The 14,721-nt window shown below is 71.4% G+C and carries 15 protein-coding genes, 1 pseudogene and 1 riboswitch; of the genes and pseudogenes, 6 read left to right on the forward strand and 10 right to left on the reverse strand.

The annotated features are described in order from the left end of the window. Window positions 1–42 precede the first annotated feature (42 nt). The 4 genes from ABZ877_RS06710 to ABZ877_RS06725 form a co-directional block, all read right to left on the reverse strand. On the reverse strand, window positions 43–1,047 hold the full coding sequence (locus tag ABZ877_RS06710) for an ABC transporter permease (RefSeq protein ID WP_361065425.1): 1,005 nt from the start codon (window positions 1,045–1,047) through the stop codon (window positions 43–45). Window positions 1,048–1,333: 286 nt separating this feature from the next. Then, window positions 1,334–2,125 carry an enhanced serine sensitivity protein SseB C-terminal domain-containing protein gene (locus ABZ877_RS06715; protein WP_361065427.1) on the reverse strand — a complete coding sequence of 264 codons (792 nt, stop codon included), beginning with the start codon at window positions 2,123–2,125 and terminating at the stop codon, window positions 1,334–1,336. A gap of 119 nt (window positions 2,126–2,244) precedes the next feature. Further along, window positions 2,245–3,045, reverse strand: a complete 801-nt coding sequence (locus ABZ877_RS06720; protein WP_361065430.1) for an enhanced serine sensitivity protein SseB — start codon at window positions 3,043–3,045, stop codon at window positions 2,245–2,247. A 33-nt stretch (window positions 3,046–3,078) separates the two neighbouring features. Next, on the reverse strand, window positions 3,079–3,669 hold the full coding sequence (locus tag ABZ877_RS06725) for an AAA family ATPase (protein WP_361065433.1): 591 nt from the start codon (window positions 3,667–3,669) through the stop codon (window positions 3,079–3,081). 141 nt (window positions 3,670–3,810) lie between these two features. After that, a riboswitch (glycine riboswitch) is annotated at window positions 3,811–3,935 on the forward strand. 172 nt (window positions 3,936–4,107) lie between these two features. Between ABZ877_RS06725 and gcvT the strand changes: the two genes are divergently transcribed. From gcvT to ABZ877_RS06745, 4 genes are all read left to right on the forward strand, one after another. Beyond that, the gene (gcvT, locus tag ABZ877_RS06730) at window positions 4,108–5,232 is read left to right on the forward strand and encodes a glycine cleavage system aminomethyltransferase GcvT (protein ID WP_361065436.1); all 1,125 of its coding nucleotides are present in this window, start codon (window positions 4,108–4,110) and stop codon (window positions 5,230–5,232) included. 108 nt (window positions 5,233–5,340) lie between these two features. Then, complete coding sequence (gene gcvH, locus ABZ877_RS06735; RefSeq protein ID WP_361065439.1) at window positions 5,341–5,718, forward strand: glycine cleavage system protein GcvH; 378 nt, start codon at window positions 5,341–5,343, stop codon at window positions 5,716–5,718. Window positions 5,719–5,724: 6 nt separating this feature from the next. Beyond that, on the forward strand, window positions 5,725–6,990 hold the full coding sequence (gene glyA, locus ABZ877_RS06740) for a serine hydroxymethyltransferase (RefSeq protein WP_361065442.1): 1,266 nt from the start codon (window positions 5,725–5,727) through the stop codon (window positions 6,988–6,990). 159 nt (window positions 6,991–7,149) lie between these two features. Then, the gene (locus ABZ877_RS06745; RefSeq protein WP_361065446.1) at window positions 7,150–8,529 is read left to right on the forward strand and encodes an L-serine ammonia-lyase; all 1,380 of its coding nucleotides are present in this window, start codon (window positions 7,150–7,152) and stop codon (window positions 8,527–8,529) included. 21 nt (window positions 8,530–8,550) lie between these two features. Here the strand turns inward: ABZ877_RS06745 and ABZ877_RS06750 are convergent, their stop codons facing one another. After that, window positions 8,551–9,537, reverse strand: a complete 987-nt coding sequence (locus ABZ877_RS06750; protein ID WP_361065449.1) for a L,D-transpeptidase — start codon at window positions 9,535–9,537, stop codon at window positions 8,551–8,553. Between the two features lie 254 nt (window positions 9,538–9,791). On the opposite strand from ABZ877_RS06750, the gene ABZ877_RS06755 reads away from it, so the two are divergent. Continuing rightward, window positions 9,792–10,343, forward strand: coding sequence for a glycoside hydrolase family 25 protein (locus ABZ877_RS06755; RefSeq protein ID WP_361065452.1), 552 nt, complete (start codon window positions 9,792–9,794; stop codon window positions 10,341–10,343). 25 nt (window positions 10,344–10,368) lie between these two features. Here the strand turns inward: ABZ877_RS06755 and ABZ877_RS06760 are convergent, their stop codons facing one another. The 3 genes and pseudogenes from ABZ877_RS06760 to ABZ877_RS06770 all read right to left on the reverse strand — a co-directional run. Beyond that, a complete protein-coding gene (locus tag ABZ877_RS06760) occupies window positions 10,369–11,028 on the reverse strand; it encodes an NAD(P)-binding domain-containing protein (RefSeq protein ID WP_361065455.1) in 660 nt (219 codons plus the stop codon). A 123-nt stretch (window positions 11,029–11,151) separates the two neighbouring features. Further along, window positions 11,152–11,367, reverse strand: coding sequence for an EF-hand domain-containing protein (locus ABZ877_RS06765; protein WP_361065458.1), 216 nt, complete (start codon window positions 11,365–11,367; stop codon window positions 11,152–11,154). A gap of 184 nt (window positions 11,368–11,551) precedes the next feature. Next, window positions 11,552–11,665, reverse strand: a pseudogene (locus tag ABZ877_RS06770) (MerR family DNA-binding transcriptional regulator); the annotation flags it as partial. A gap of 66 nt (window positions 11,666–11,731) precedes the next feature. Between ABZ877_RS06770 and ABZ877_RS06775 the strand changes: the two are divergent. Beyond that, window positions 11,732–12,370 (forward strand): GNAT family N-acetyltransferase, encoded by a 639-nt coding sequence (locus ABZ877_RS06775; RefSeq protein ID WP_361065461.1) that lies wholly within the window; start codon window positions 11,732–11,734, stop codon window positions 12,368–12,370. Window positions 12,371–12,379: 9 nt separating this feature from the next. On the opposite strand, the gene ABZ877_RS06780 is transcribed toward ABZ877_RS06775, so the two are convergent. Both ABZ877_RS06780 and ABZ877_RS06785 read right to left on the reverse strand, forming a co-directional pair. After that, window positions 12,380–13,615, reverse strand: coding sequence for a hypothetical protein (locus ABZ877_RS06780; RefSeq protein ID WP_361065464.1), 1,236 nt, complete (start codon window positions 13,613–13,615; stop codon window positions 12,380–12,382). After that, window positions 13,612–14,436, reverse strand: a complete 825-nt coding sequence (locus ABZ877_RS06785; RefSeq protein ID WP_361065467.1) for a polysaccharide deacetylase family protein — start codon at window positions 14,434–14,436, stop codon at window positions 13,612–13,614. The genes ABZ877_RS06780 and ABZ877_RS06785 overlap by 4 nt, the downstream gene beginning before the upstream one ends. Between the last annotated feature and the right edge of the window lie 285 nt (window positions 14,437–14,721).

The following is a 14,721-nucleotide window of genomic DNA, read 5'->3' on the forward strand; positions in this document are numbered from 1 at the left end:
CGGCAGGGGCAGTTCGTTGCAGACCGCTGCGGGCCTGTGGTCTTACCGGGTCCCCTTCGGGTCGAGCGCGTCGCGCAGCCCGTCGCCGAAGAGGTTGAACGCGAGGACGGTGATGAAGATCGTGACGCCCGGGAAGACCATGAACATCGGGTCGTGCTCGTACGTCTCGAGCGCGTCGCGGAGCATGCCGCCCCAGGACGCGGTGGGGGGCCGGACACCGGCACCGAGGAAGCTGAGCGCCGCCTCCGTGAGGATGTTGGTGGGGATCATCAGGGTCATGTAGACGACGATCGGCGCGGCCAGGTTGGGCAGCAGTTCGCGGAAGAGGATGTGGCGCGAGCCGCCGCCGAGCGAGCGGGCCGCCTCCACGTACTCGCGCTCGCGCAGGGAGAGCGTCTGGCCGCGGACGATGCGGCCGACGTAGGGCCAGCCGAAGAAGCCGATGACCATGACGAGGACGGCGATGCGCACGCCGCTGCCGGTCAGGCCGAGCAGGTCGTCCGGGAGCACCGAGACCAGGGAGATGATGAAGAGCAGCTGCGGGAAGGAGAGCAGCACGTCCATGACGCGGCTGATGATCGCGTCGACCCAGCCGCCGAAGTAGCCCGCGATGATGCCGAAGAGGGTGCCGAGCGCCACCGCGACGATCGCCGCGAGGAACGCGACGAGGAGCGAGATGCGGGCGCCGTAGACGATGCGGCTGAAGACGTCGCGGCCCTTGTTCGGCTCGACGCCGAAGAGGAAGTCGCTGCTGACGCCGCCGAGGGAGCCCTGGGGCAGGTTGGTCAGCGGGTCGAGCTTGTCCTGGTGGAACTGGTTCGGCGGGTGGCCGAGCAGGCTCACGATGAGCGGGGCGAAGATCGCCACCAGGATCAGGAAGACGACAACGATGCCACCGGCGAGGGCGACCTTGTCCCGCTTGAGGCGGTTCCAGGCGATCTGCTTCAGCGACCGTCCCTCGACCTTCCGGCCGGGGGCGCTCGCGGCAGCGTCGACCGGGGCGGTCGGTTCCGCTTCCGCGGTCGTGTCGTGCAATGGTGCCGTCATCGTGGCAAGGACCCCTTCTCAACCGGCGGTGACCGGCCCGCACTTGCCGCTGTAGCGGCGTGGTTCAGTCCGTCGTACACAGAGGCGAAACCCTCTGCTGCGGGAGTCTTCAACCTGTGTGCGATCTGTTGCCAGACTTGACGGGGAAAGGATGCCTAACCGTGATGCGGTCAGGGGTGTTCCGTTATCCGGACGCCTGTGAACGGCGTGCGAACAGCGGTCAGTTGAGGTCTAAGTGGCGCCAGGTCGGACATTGGGCCCACAACTGGCCATAGGCGTGCGCCTGTCAGTACGTCGCCCCATAAGGGGGTGGATACCCGTATCCCGCACCCGCCTGGCCGGCAGGGGCGACATGCGCCTCGCGGTCGTAGAACGGCCGGGCGTTCGCCCGCAGCCACATCGCGACCGGGTCGTAGGCGTCGGACATCGCGACCGTGGAGACCGGCAGGCCGTCCGGGACCGCCGCGACGGACTGCTGCATCATCGCGCGCACCGCGTCCACCGACGCGGGCGACGTGTCGTACACGTCGAGGCCGATCGCCAGGTAGGGGGCGCCGATGGCGGGCTGCACCCAGGCGCGGCGCAGGGAGCGGACGGCGGTGGTGCGGTGGGCGTTCTGCGCGAGCAGCGCGTAGAACTGCGGCAGTTCGAGGGTGGGCTCGGACAGGCGCAGGGGTCCGGCGGGCTGGCGGTCGAGGCCGTTCGCGATGCGGCGCAGGTCGAGCCAGGGCACGCCGACGCCGCCGCCGGGGGCGTGCGGGTTGAGCCAGAGGCCGTAGTGGTCGGGGTAGAGCGTGCGGGCCGCGTCGACGCCACTGACCACCTCGTAGGCGCGGGACCAGCCGGAGGCGGAGAGTTCCTGGGCGGAGGTGACGCAGGGCGCGTAACTGAAGCCGTCCACGTCCATGTTCCCGTACTGGGCGTCGGGGGAGCCGGCCTGGCCGTGCCAGAGCAGCATCCAGACCTGGCCGGCGGCGAGCGCCGCGAGGAGCGCCTCGTACGCGTCGTAGCGCCCGGGGGTCACCTGGCGCAGCATGTGCTCGACCTGTCCGGCCGCGGCCGTGCCCGACGCACTCACCCGTAACCGCCCCTTCGTGAACGTCCGTGTCCCGCCCGTGACCGGAAGGCACAGCGCCGCCCGGTCAGGTCATGAAACCAGCTTAAGCGGCGGAGCTGACACCGACTTGACGGACGGTGTCACGGGTGCCGCTCGTAGAACGGGCGTACGCGTGTGCGCAGGAAGTCGGCGACCGGGTCCTGGGTGACGTCCAGGAAGACGAGGTTGACGGGCCAGGGCGCGGGGGCGCGGCCGAGCGCGCGGCCCAGGGCGTCGAGCGGGAGGTCGCGGGCGGCGCCCTCCCACTGGGTGAGCTGGACGCCGATGAACAGGGAGGGCGGGGTGTCCTCGACGACGGCGAGGCAGCGGTGGGCGCTGAGCACGGCGCCCGCGGTGTCGAACTCCTCGCGCACGGCGGCGAGGAAGTCGACCGGGTCGTCCTTCCAGTCGGGCTCGGAGAGGACGACGCGGCCGCCGGTGGCGGGGCCGTCGAGCGGGGTGCGCCCGCTGCGGGCCAGTTCGGCGACGGCGGGCGGCGGCAGGGGGATGCCGACGGCGCCGTCCGGGTTCAGGGCGATGCCGACCTGGGCGGGGAGCCCGCGCGCGAACTCGACGGCCGGGGCGACGGTGCAGCTCATGCGCCCGCCGGTGACCTGCATGAACTGTTCCTCGGAGCTGAAGACCGGCACGTACGCCTGGCCGCCCAGCTCCAGGGTGGGCAGGTCGAGGTCGCGGCTCTCGCGCGAGCCGCCCTGCGGCAGGGGTATCCAGATGGGGCTGCGGCCGAGGACCTCGACGATGCGGGCGCCCGCCCCTTCGACGCCGAGCGCGGCGGCGAGGACCTCCTCCAGCTCGTTCGCCGGCCAGCTCCGGGTGGGCTGGGGGTGGGGGTGCGCCTCCTCGTGGAAGCGCGCGTCCTCGTGAAATGCCGGGTGTTCCATAGCCGCCGACGATAACGCCTGCGCCCGTACGGATTACCCCCGGAACGTGATCCCGCCGAGGGCGTCGGTCGCGGCCCGGTCGAGCAGGACCGCCGACTCGATGCCGGCCGGCAGTTCGCCGCGCTCCGTGGAGGTCACCAGGGCGCCGACGGCCCGGCGGTGGCGGGCGAAGGCGTAGCGGGAGACGCCTCGGCCGCGCGCCGACTGGCCTTCGAGCGCGAGGGCGGGCGGGACGTCGAGGAGGACCAGGTGGACGGCGGCCCCGCGGCGCCTGGCCGTCCGGACGACCCAGCGCCGCACCCATGCCTGCGTGCCGCAGTCGTGCACGACGACGCTCGCCCCCGAGCGCATCGCGCGCCGCAGGCCCAGGTAGTGGGCGACGCGGACCAGCGGGCGGTAGAGGGCGTAGGGGACGAAGCGCGGCAGGCGGGCGGCCCAGCGCTCCCGGGTGTCCTGGGAGTCGACGCGCACGACCCGGACGGCCCGGCGCATGAGGGTGGACTTGCCGCTGCCCGGGAGGCCCGAGAGCACGACGAGGTCACCGGCGGCGTAGCGGATGCGCCGCGGTGTCCGGCCGCCGCGTCCGCGTAAGTCCCGGACCGTGCGCTGCCGCGGGATCCGCACCGTGATCGTCCTCCCCGTTCCCGTCACGCCGTACCTGCCCGGCAAGTGTAAAGAGAAGGTAATGCCCGCCGCCGGGTTTCCCCGCCCCGGGGTCGTGCGATGATGTGCGCGCCAGACCCACACAACCGCATACCGGCCGCTTGAATCCGCGCGGGAGAGTTCCGGGACCACCAGGCCGTGAAGGCCATCGTCAAGAACAGGTACCCGGACGCCGAAGGAGCAAGTTCCTCCCTTGAATCTCTCAGGCCCCGTACCGCGCGGGCGAGGCACATCTGAAAAGCGGGCCGCCGTCGACGTACGGCGGCCCCACCCAAGGTGCAAGCCATGACCACCGGTACGCGGGGTCGGGGCGAACCTCTCAGGTTCCGATGACAGATGGGGAGGACCCTCCGCCACGGGGGACCCCTCGCCACCGCCGTTCACGCCCGGGAGCACGCCATGACCGATACCCCGCAGACGCCCCGTACGACCGCGCTCGACGCCCTGCACCGTTCGCTGGGCGCCACCATGACCGACTTCGCCGGCTGGGACATGCCGCTGCGCTACGGCAGCGAGCGCGACGAGCACAACGCGGTGCGCACGAAGGCCGGGCTCTTCGACCTCTCCCACATGGGCGAGATCACCGTGACAGGCCCGCAGGCGGCCGAGCTGCTCGCCTACGCGCTCGTCGGCAACATCGCCACGGTCGGCGTCGGCCGCGCCCGCTACACCATGATCTGCCAGGCCGACGGCGGCATCCTCGACGACCTGATCGTCTACCGCCTCGCCGAGACCGAGTACATGGTCGTTGCCAACGCGGGCAACGCGCAGATCGTCCTCGACGCCCTCACCGAGCGCGCCGAGGGGTTCGACGCCGAGGTGCGCGACGACCGCGACGCCTACGCGCTGCTCGCCGTGCAGGGCCCGCACTCCCCCGCCATCGTGAAGTCCGTCACGGACGCCGACCTCGACGGGCTCAAGTACTACGCGGGCCTGCCCGGCACCGTCGCCGGTGTCGAGGCGCTGATCGCCCGCACCGGCTACACCGGCGAGGACGGCTTCGAGCTGTTCGTCGCCCCCGCCGACGCGGAGAAGCTGTGGCAGGCGCTGACCGAGGCGGGCGCCGCGTACGGCCTGATCCCGTGCGGCCTCTCCTGCCGCGACACGCTGCGCCTGGAGGCGGGCATGCCGCTGTACGGACACGAGCTGACCACCGGGCTGACGCCGTTCGACGCGGGGCTCGGCCGGGTCGTGAAGTTCGAGAAGGAGGGCGACTTCGTGGGCCGCGAGGCGCTCGCCGCCGCCGCGGAGCGCGCCGAGACGGCCCCGCCCCGCAAGCTCGTCGGCCTGGTCGCCGAGGGCCGCCGCGTCCCGCGCGCGGGCATGCAGGTCGTGCGCGACGGCCAGGTGATCGGCGAGGTCACCTCCGGCGCCCCGTCCCCGACCCTGGGCAAGCCGATCGCCATGGCGTACGTGGACGCCGCGCACGCCGGGCCGGGCACGCCGGGCGTGGGCGTGGACATCCGTGGTACGCACGAGCCGTACGAGGTCGTGGCGCTGCCGTTCTACAAGCGCCAGAAGTGAGCCGGCGGCGCCGGAAGTAGAGCCCGTGTAGTGGCGGGCACCACACTCGTGCCGCGCCGCCCTCCCCACCGTCACCCGCACCCTCCCGCGTACAGGAGAATTCGCATCATGAGCAACCCCCAGCAGCTTCGTTACAGCAAGGAGCACGAGTGGCTGTCGGCCGCCGAGGACGGCGTCGCCACGGTCGGCATCACCGAGCACGCGGCCAACGCGCTCGGTGACATCGTGTTCGTCCAGCTCCCCGACGTCGGCGACACCATCACCGCGGGCGAGACCTGCGGTGAGCTGGAGTCCACCAAGTCGGTCTCCGACCTGTACTCCCCCGTCTCCGGCGAGGTCACCGAGACCAACCCGGACGTCGTCGACGACCCCTCCCTGGTGAACTCGGCCCCCTTCGAGGGCGGCTGGCTGTTCAAGGTCCGCGTCTCCGAGGAGCCCAAGGACCTGCTCACCGCCGACGAGTACACCGACTTCTCCGGGAGCTGACCCGTTATGACCGACAAGTCCGTACTCAATGAGTCCCTGCACGCGCTCGACCCCGAGGTCGCGCAGGCCGTCGACGCCGAGCTGCGCCGCCAGCAGTCGACGCTGGAGATGATCGCGTCCGAGAACTTCGCCCCGGTCGCCGTCATGGAGGCCCAGGGCTCGGTCCTCACCAACAAGTACGCGGAGGGCTACCCCGGCCGCCGCTACTACGGCGGCTGCGAGCACGTCGACGTCACCGAGCAGATCGCGATCGACCGGGTCAAGGAGCTGTTCGGCGCCGAGTACGCCAACGTGCAGCCGCACTCGGGCGCCTCCGCGAACCAGGCGGCCCTCTTCGCGCTCGCCAAGCCCGGCGACACGATCCTCGGCCTGGACCTGGCGCACGGCGGCCACCTCACGCACGGCATGCGCCTGAACTTCTCCGGCAAGCAGTTCAACGTGGTCCCGTACCACGTGGACGACAACGGCCTGGTCGACATGGCCGAGGTCGAGCGGCTCGCCAAGGAGCACCGCCCGAAGGTGATCATCGCGGGCTGGTCGGCGTACCCGCGCCGGCTGGACTTCGCCGAGTTCCGCCGTATCGCCGACGAGGTCGAGGCGTACCTCTGGGTCGACATGGCGCACTTCGCGGGCCTCGTCGCGGCCGGCCTGCACCCCAACCCGGTGCCGCACGCCGACGTGGTCACCTCCACGACGCACAAGACGCTCGGCGGCCCGCGCGGCGGCATCATCCTCGCCAAGCAGGACTTCGCGAAGAAGCTGAACTCGTCCGTCTTCCCGGGCTTCCAGGGCGGCCCCCTGGAGCACGTGATCGCGGCCAAGGCGGTGTCCTTCAAGGTCGCGGCGAGCGAGGACTTCAAGGAGCGACAGGAGCGCACGATCGAGGGCGCCCAGATCCTCGCCGAGCGCCTGACCTCGGAGGACGCCCGCGCCCACGGCGTGAACGTGCTCTCCGGCGGCACGGACGTGCACCTCGTCCTAGTCGACCTGCGCGACTCCGAGCTGGACGGGCAGCAGGCCGAGGACCGCCTCCACGAGGTCGGCATCACGGTCAACCGCAACGCGGTCCCGAACGACCCGCGGCCCCCGATGGTCACCTCGGGCCTGCGCATCGGCACCCCGGCGCTCGCCACCCGCGGCTTCACCGCCGAGGACTTCCGCGAGGTCGCCGACGTGATCGCCGAGGCGCTCAAGCCCTCCTACGACGCGGCCGCGCTCAAGGCCCGCGTGACCGCTCTGGCCGACAAGCACCCGCTCTACCCCGGCCTGTAACGGTTCCGCCGGGAATACGTAACCTCTTACGTACCCTTTCGTACATACGTCCTTACGGGGCATCGCGCACACTGGACCCACCAGGTTCAGTGGGCACGGTGCCCCGGCCCGTGCCCCCGGCAGACAACGGCGTCTACCAACCATCTTTGGAGTTCCCCCGTGGCCATCTCGGTCTTCGACCTGTTCTCGATCGGCATCGGCCCGTCCAGCTCCCACACGGTCGGCCCCATGCGCGCGGCGCGGATGTTCGCCCGCCGCCTGAAGAACGAGGGCCTGCTGGCCCACACCACCTCGATACGCGCGGAGCTGTACGGCTCCCTCGGCGCCACCGGACACGGGCACGGCACGCCCAAGGCGGTGCTGCTCGGCCTGGAGGGCGAGTCGCCCCGCACGGTCGACGTCGAGCACGCCGACGAGCGCGTGGAGGAGATCAAGACCTCCGGGCGGATCAATCTGCTCGGCGTGCACGACATCGCCTTCTCCTTCGACGACGACCTGGTCCTGCACCGCCGCGAGGCCCTGCCCTACCACGCCAACGGCATGCGGCTGTGGGCCTACGACGACGCGGCCGCGGACGGCGCCGAGCTGCTCACCAAGACGTACTACTCGGTCGGGGGCGGCTTCGTCGTCGACGAGGACGCAGTCGCGGGCGAGAACCCGGTCGTGCCGGACGACACCGTCCTGAAGTACCCCTTCCGCACCGGCGACGAGCTGTTGCGCCTCACCCGCGAGACGGGCCTGTCCATCCCGGCGCTGATGCTGGAGAACGAGAAGGCGTGGCGCACCGAGGACGAGATCCGCGCGGGCCTGCTCGAACTGTGGCGGGTGATGCAGGCGTGCGTGGCGCGCGGCATGTCCCGCGAGGGCATCCTGCCGGGTGGCCTGAAGGTCCGGCGCCGGGCGGCGGGCTCGGCCCGCAAGCTGCGCGCCGAGGGCGAGCCGCTGGCCCACGCCATGGAGTGGATCACCCTGTACGCGATGGCGGTGAACGAGGAGAACGCGGCCGGCGGCCGGGTCGTCACGGCCCCCACGAACGGCGCGGCGGGCATCATCCCGGCGGTCCTGCACTACTACGTGAACTTCGTGCCCGGCGCCGACGAGGAGGGCGTGATCCGCTTCCTGCTGTCGGCCGGCGCGATCGGCATGCTGTTCAAGGAGAACGCCTCGATCTCCGGCGCCGAGGTCGGCTGCCAGGGCGAGGTCGGCTCGGCCTGCTCGATGGCGGCGGGCGCGCTCGCCGAGGTCCTCGGCGGCTCCCCGGAGCAGGTGGAGAACGCGGCGGAGATCGGCATGGAGCACAACCTGGGCCTGACCTGCGACCCGGTCGGCGGCCTCGTCCAGATCCCCTGCATCGAGCGGAACGGCATGGCCGCCGTGAAGGCCGTCACCGCCGCCAAGATGGCGATGCGCGGCGACGGCTCGCACAAGGTCTCCCTCGACAAGGTCATCAAGACCATGAAGGAGACCGGCGCGGACATGAGCGTCAAGTACAAGGAGACGGCGCGCGGCGGGCTCGCGGTGAACATCATCGAGTGCTGAACCCGCCGCTTCCCAGGATTGCTACAGGCTCGCGGTGGTGGACGCGCCGGAACCGCTGCCCGCGAGCCACTGGTCCCAGCTCAGGTTGAACGACGCGTAGCCGTTGTCGGCCGGGGCCTTGGCGCGCGGGGAGCCGGTGATGGTGACCGGGTCGCCCTGCTTGACCTGCTGGTAGAACCACTTGGCGTCGGACATCGACAGGTGGACGCAGCCGTGCGAGCCGCGGGCGCTGCCGCTGCCCGGGTTGGGGTCGCCGGTGGAGTAGTGGACGTAGGTGCCGGACTGGGTGAGGTGGACGTCCCAGGGCAGCGTCAGGTCGTAGTAGTTGGCGTCGCCCTTGTTGCAGCTGATGCCGACGGAGCAGGAGGTCATGTGGACCTTCTCCTGCTTGTCGATGACGGCCATCGTGCCGTTCCAGGTCGGGTACTCGGCGCTGCCCGCGTTGATCGACAGGGTGCGCACCGCCTGGCCGTTCTTCGTGACCTTGAGGGTGTGGCCGGTCACGGAGACGTCGGCGCGGACGTCGTCGCCGACCTTGAAGGTGTGGGTGTAGGCGCGGACGCCGTAGCGGCCGTTGCCGTTGCTCACGTCCTTCATGTCGGCCTCGACCTTCACGGTCGTCCCCGAGGGCCAGTACTCCTTGGGCCGCCAGTCGGCGCGCTTGTCGCCGAACCAGTGCCAGGCGCCCTCGACCGGCTTCGAGGCGCTGACCTTCATGTGCTTCTCGACGGAGGCGCGCGCCTTCTCGGCCACCGGGTTGGTGAACACCACCGAGACCGGCATGGCCACGCCGACCGTCGCGCCGGTCTGCGGTGTGATCGTCTCCAGGAGCATCGGCGGGCCCTTGGGCTTCGTCGGCGAGGGCTTCGCGCTCGCGCTCGGCTTGTCCGACGCCTTCGCGTTCCCGCCCCCCGCCTCGTCACCGCTGCCGCCGCAGGCGCTCACGCCCGCGAGTGCCGCCACCGTCATGAGCGCGATGCCTATCCCGCCGCCCTTGCGCCGTCCCACGAACCTGCCCCACTTCCTCGGTCGCCGGTCTTCTCCGCTGGAGGAGCCGGCCCCCTGTCTTCTCGCCTCCCTGTCAGACAGCGGAGGCGGCGCTGTCAGTTGCACGTCCCCGTGTAAAGCGTGTTCCAAGACTGGGAGCCGGCAAACGGCCCCGGACGAGACGGGCGGCGGCGCGACGGTGCCCGCCCGGGAACGGCGGGTATGCCAACTGTGCCGCCCCCACCCCGCGTCCCCCACCGAGCAGGAGGCTCGCCATGATCCGTGGCATCGACGTCAGCTCGCACCAGTCCTCGTTCAGCACGGACGGCGTCTCGTTCGTCTTCATCAAGGCGACGGAGGGGCGCAGTTACGTCAACCCGCGCCTCGCGGCGCACACGAAGCGGGCCCGTGACGCGGGCTGTGTCGTCGGCTTCTACCACTTCCTGTGGCCGGGGAACCTTGCGGCGCAGGCCGCGTACTTCGTGAGCAAGGCGCCGGAGAAGGCGGGCGACATCCTCGCCGTCGACTGGGAGACGACCGGCAACGGCACACACGCGAGCAACGCGGAGAAGGACACGTTCATCCGCGAGGTGAAGCGGCTGCGCCCGCACAACCGGGTCGTCCTGTACTGCAACAGGAACTTCTGGCTGAACATCGACACGACGTCGTACGCGGGCGACGGCCTCTGGATAGCCGACTACGTGTCGGCGGGGAAGCCGCGCATCCAGGCGAAGTGGCGCTTCCACCAGTACGACGACAGCCCCCTCGACAAGAACGTGGCCGACTTCGCGAGCAGGACGGCGCTGCGCGAGTGGGCCACGCTCTGACGGGGGCCGCGCTCCTCGCGCCGCCTCAGGCGCGCCACTCCGCGGTGCGCTCCGGGGAGGCCGCGGCCAGCGCCTCGCGGACGGCGATCGCGCCCGCGGCGAGGCCGTAGACCGGGGTGCCGGGCTGCTGGCGCCAGGACTCGTCCTGACCGCCGGCGTCCACGGTGTCGAAGCCGATCTCGTCGAGCAGCGCGGTGACGACCTGCTTGGCCACCTTGTCGTCGCTCGCGATCGGCAGGGCGACGCGCTGGGGGTCGCCGGACGGGCGCGGCTTGTCGAGGATGTCCTGCGCGTAGGTGCCGTTGAACGCCTTGACGACCGTGTGGCCGATCTGCCGCTCCGTCCACCGGCTCTCGGTCAGGCCCTCCTCGATCTCGGCGATCCGCCCGTCGCGCTGCTGCGGGTAGTAGTTGCCGGTGTCGATGACGGTGACGCCGTCGGCGGCGCCCTTCAGGAAGCCGTCGGGCAGGTCCGGTACGGCCTTGAGGGGGACCGTGACGACCACGACCTCCGCGTCGCGCACCGCGTCCTCGATGGTCGCGGGCGTCGCCCCGGTCTCCTCGGCGAGCGCGGTCAGCGTGTGCGGGCCGCGCGAGTTGGCCACGCGGACCTCGTGGCCGACGGAGGTGAGGCGCCGGGTCAGGTTGGAGCCGATGTTGCCCGCGCCGATGATGCCGATCTTCATGTCACACCCTTCGAGAGTTCCATGCATGCGCATACATACGGTGCCAACTTCACCGTCGCCGGGCCTATTCCAGCGGCCCGGCGGGTTCCCGCGAAGGGGTGACACAAACGCGCCCCTCGGTGCTCAGGCCTTGTTCAGGTTGGCCCAGAACTCGTCGAAGGAGAGGACCTTGTCCCCGTTGGTGTCCTGGCGGGCGATGAGGGCCTCGGCCACCGCCTCGGTGACGTGGAAGTCCCCCATCTGCGCCATGGCGCTCTTGTACTCGGCCGCGGTGATGAACCCGTCACCGTCCGCGTCGAACCGATCGAACGCCCTGCGTGCTTCCTCGATGTCCGCCACCGGACCACCCCTCGTTCACGTACCGCTGTCGCGTACTGCCGTATTGACGGGGGTCAGATTATCCGGCGGGGTGCGCCCGCAGTGCGGCGACCACCCAAGCGAACTCCACGTCGGGCCTGCGCGTCGGTTCGAGCCCGCGCTCCAGCGCCTCCGCCGCGAGCTGCACCAGGCGGCTCATGAACCACAGCGACTCCGCGTCGTACAGTCGGTAGCCGCCGTCGCTGCGGGCCGCGGGGTGCGGGACACCCTCGTCGGACCAGAAGCGGATGGTGCGCACCGTGAGGCCGGTGCGGCGGGCCGTCGTCGGTCATGTCGGGGAGTCTGGGCCTTCCAGTGGGTGGAGACCCAAGCGGGGAGAGCGCGTATGAGGCTGCGGGAGATTCTGGACGGTGCGGCGAAGGGGGTCTTCCCCGTGCCGGACGGCTCGGTGACGGTCGTGCCGCAGATGTGCGCGCGGGACGCGGGGGTGCTGGCGTTCACGGCGCACACCGTCGTCTTCACCGACGAGCCCGGGGCGTGGGTGCGCGAGGCGCTGGCCGCGACGGGCTGCGATCCGCTGGCGGCGCCGATGAACGCCCGGTTCCTCGCCGCGTTCATGGACCGCACGGGCCGCGCCCACGACACGATCGACCTGCTGACGGCGGCGTCGGCGCTGCCGGGCCCGCCCCCGTGCGAGCTGCGCGAGATCCGCGACCGCGCGCATCCCCGCGTGGTGCGCGCCCTCACGCACCGCGACGAGGTGCGGGTGTGGGAGACGGCGGACGGCGCCGGGGTCCTGGTGCTCGGGCGCGGCATCGGCGGCCGTACGGAGGCCGCGATCGAGGTCGAGGAGGACGTGCGCCACCGGGGCCTCGGGCGGCGCCTCGCGGTCGCCGCCCGGCATCTGACCACCGACGAGTTCGTCTGGTCGCAGCAGTCGCCGGGCAACGCGCGCAGCGTGCGGGTCTTCCAGGCGGCGGGCTACCGCCCGGTGGGGTCCGAGGCGCTCATGCTGCTGCCGTAGGGCCGCGGCTCAGCGGAAGATGCCCGTGTGGCCGAGGGAGTAGCGGCCCGGCTGCGGGTAGACGGCGAGGCCGTGCGGGCCCCGGCCGACCGGGATCCGGGCGAGCTGGGCGCCGGTGCGCGTGTCGATCGCGTAGACCTCGGCGTTGTAGCGCCCCGACAGCCACAGCGTGTTGCCGTCCGCCGAGACGCCGCCCATGTCGGGGCTGCCGCCCTGCGGGAGCCTCCACTTCTTCGTGACCCGGCCCTGGGCGAAGTCGAAGACGGAGATCGTGCCCTCGCCGCGGTTGGAGATGTACATCTCCTTGGAGTCGCGGCTGACGTAGAGGCCGTGCGTGCCCTTGCCGGTCTTCAGCAGCTTCGGCTCGGGGAAGGTCTTCCCGTCCAGGATCCACACGCCGTCGGCCATCATGTCGGCGACGTAGAACTTCTTCCCGTCGGGCGAGATCTTGACGTCCTGCGGCATCGCGCCCTTGAACGGCAGCTTGCGCTGGGCGACGACCTTCATCCTGGCCGTGTCGACCTTCAGCAGTTCGCCGCTGAACTCGCAGCTCACGATGAAGTAGCGGCCGTCGGTGGAGAAGTCGGCGTGGTTGACGCCGTAGCAGCTCACCGGCTCGGTGTGCTTGACCCGCATGGTGTGCGGGTCGCGGAAGACGAGCTGGCGGTCGAGTGAGGCCATGACGACGGCGTACTTGCCGTCGGGCGTGAAGTACAGGTTGTACGGGTCGTGCACGTCGACCGGCTTGCCCGCCTTCCCGGTCCTCGGGTCGATCGGGGTGAGCGTGTGGCCCCGGTTGTTGTTGACCCACAGCGTCTTCAAATCCCAGGAGGGGACGACGTGCTGCGGCTGGTTCCCGACCGGGATGGTCCGCATGACCTTGTACGTCTTCGGGTCGATGACGGTGACCGTGTTGGACTCGGTGTTCGGCACGTAGACGCGGGACGGGAAGTCCTTCACCACGGGCGAGAGGTTGCCTGCCCGGTCGGCCGCGTACACGTCGTCGGGGTCGAGGACGGGCGGCATCCCGGGCAGCCCGCGCTCGGCCTGCCGCGTCGGCGCCGTCGGCTTCGCCGGGCGGGCCGGGGGTTCGGCGGGCTTGACGGCGCCCTGCCCGCGCGTGGTGTGCTCCGCGCCGTCCTGGCCGCCGCATCCGGCGAGCGCGGCGAGGGCGACGGTCGCGGCGGCGAGGAGCGTGCCGGTGCGCCGCCCGGTCTTCGGGGTGGGGGTCGGGGTGAGGTTCACGTGAGCAGCTCCGTGCAGGTCACCGCGGTCAGGCCGCGACGGTGGAGGTGGTCGAGGAGGGGCGGCAGGGCGGCGACGGTGTCCCGGTAGCCGAGGTGGAGGCTGACGACCGATCCGGCGCGCGCGGCGGAGGAGACGGTGGAGACGACGGCGGCGGGGCCGGGTGAGGTGTGGTCGAGGGAGTCGACGTCGTACGACAGGACGTGCGGGTATCCGGCGCGCTGGGCGAGGCGGACGACGAGCGGGGTCGCCCGCTGGGCGCGCGACGGCCGGAACCAGGTGCCGATGGAGCCGGTGAGGCGGCGCAGGCGGTCGGCGCACCCGGTGATCTCGGCGTAGGCGTCGGCCTCGGACATCTCGTTGACGGTGCGGTGGTGGAGGGTGTGGTTGCCGAGGTCGTGGCCGCCGTCGAGGACGCGCCGGGCGAGGGCGGGCTGTTCGTCGAGCCAGGTGCCGACGGCGAGGACGGTGACGCGGGCGCGGGCCCGTTCGGCCTCGGCGAGGACGGCGCGGGCGATGGCCGGGTCTCCCTGGCCGTGGAAGGTGAGGGCGACGCGGCCACCGGTGCGGGGGCCGTGGTCGATCTGGGCGGGCAGCCCCGGCAGCCGGCGCGGGGCGGGCGCGGGGGCGGCGCGCGCGGGCCGCGACGCCGTGGTGCGCGGGGGCGCGGTGTGCGGGGTTGCGGAGCGGGGGGCCGGGGCGGGCGCGGGCGGCTGCCGTTCGGCGGCGCAGCCGGTGGTCAGGGCGGCCGCGAGTCCGGCGCCGCCGCGCAGGGCCGAGCGGCGTGCGGGTGGCCGCGCCTTCGGTTCTCCGTGAGTCACCCCGCCCATTTAAGGGGAATAGCGGACAAATTCCTCTTACCGACCCGACAGCCTTAACGATTACTGGATGCCCGCTGTACTTGTTCTTCATTTGCGAGGCCGGTGGCTCACATCACCATCGATTCATTTGGCCCTCGGCGGCCGGTCTGTCATGATCGGTGGCACGACCCCCATTGACCCGGGCCAGGTCGTCACCAGACGCCGTGGACTACACCCCCCACTGTTCGCGGCGCACCACCGAAAGCCCCCGCGGCGCCGTACAACGGCGAGAACGGGGGCTTTCGT

Origin of the sequence: Streptomyces sp. NPDC046939 (assembly GCF_040644575.1) — a bacterium.
In the GTDB taxonomy this organism is placed as follows: Bacteria; Actinomycetota; Actinomycetes; order Streptomycetales; family Streptomycetaceae; genus Streptomyces.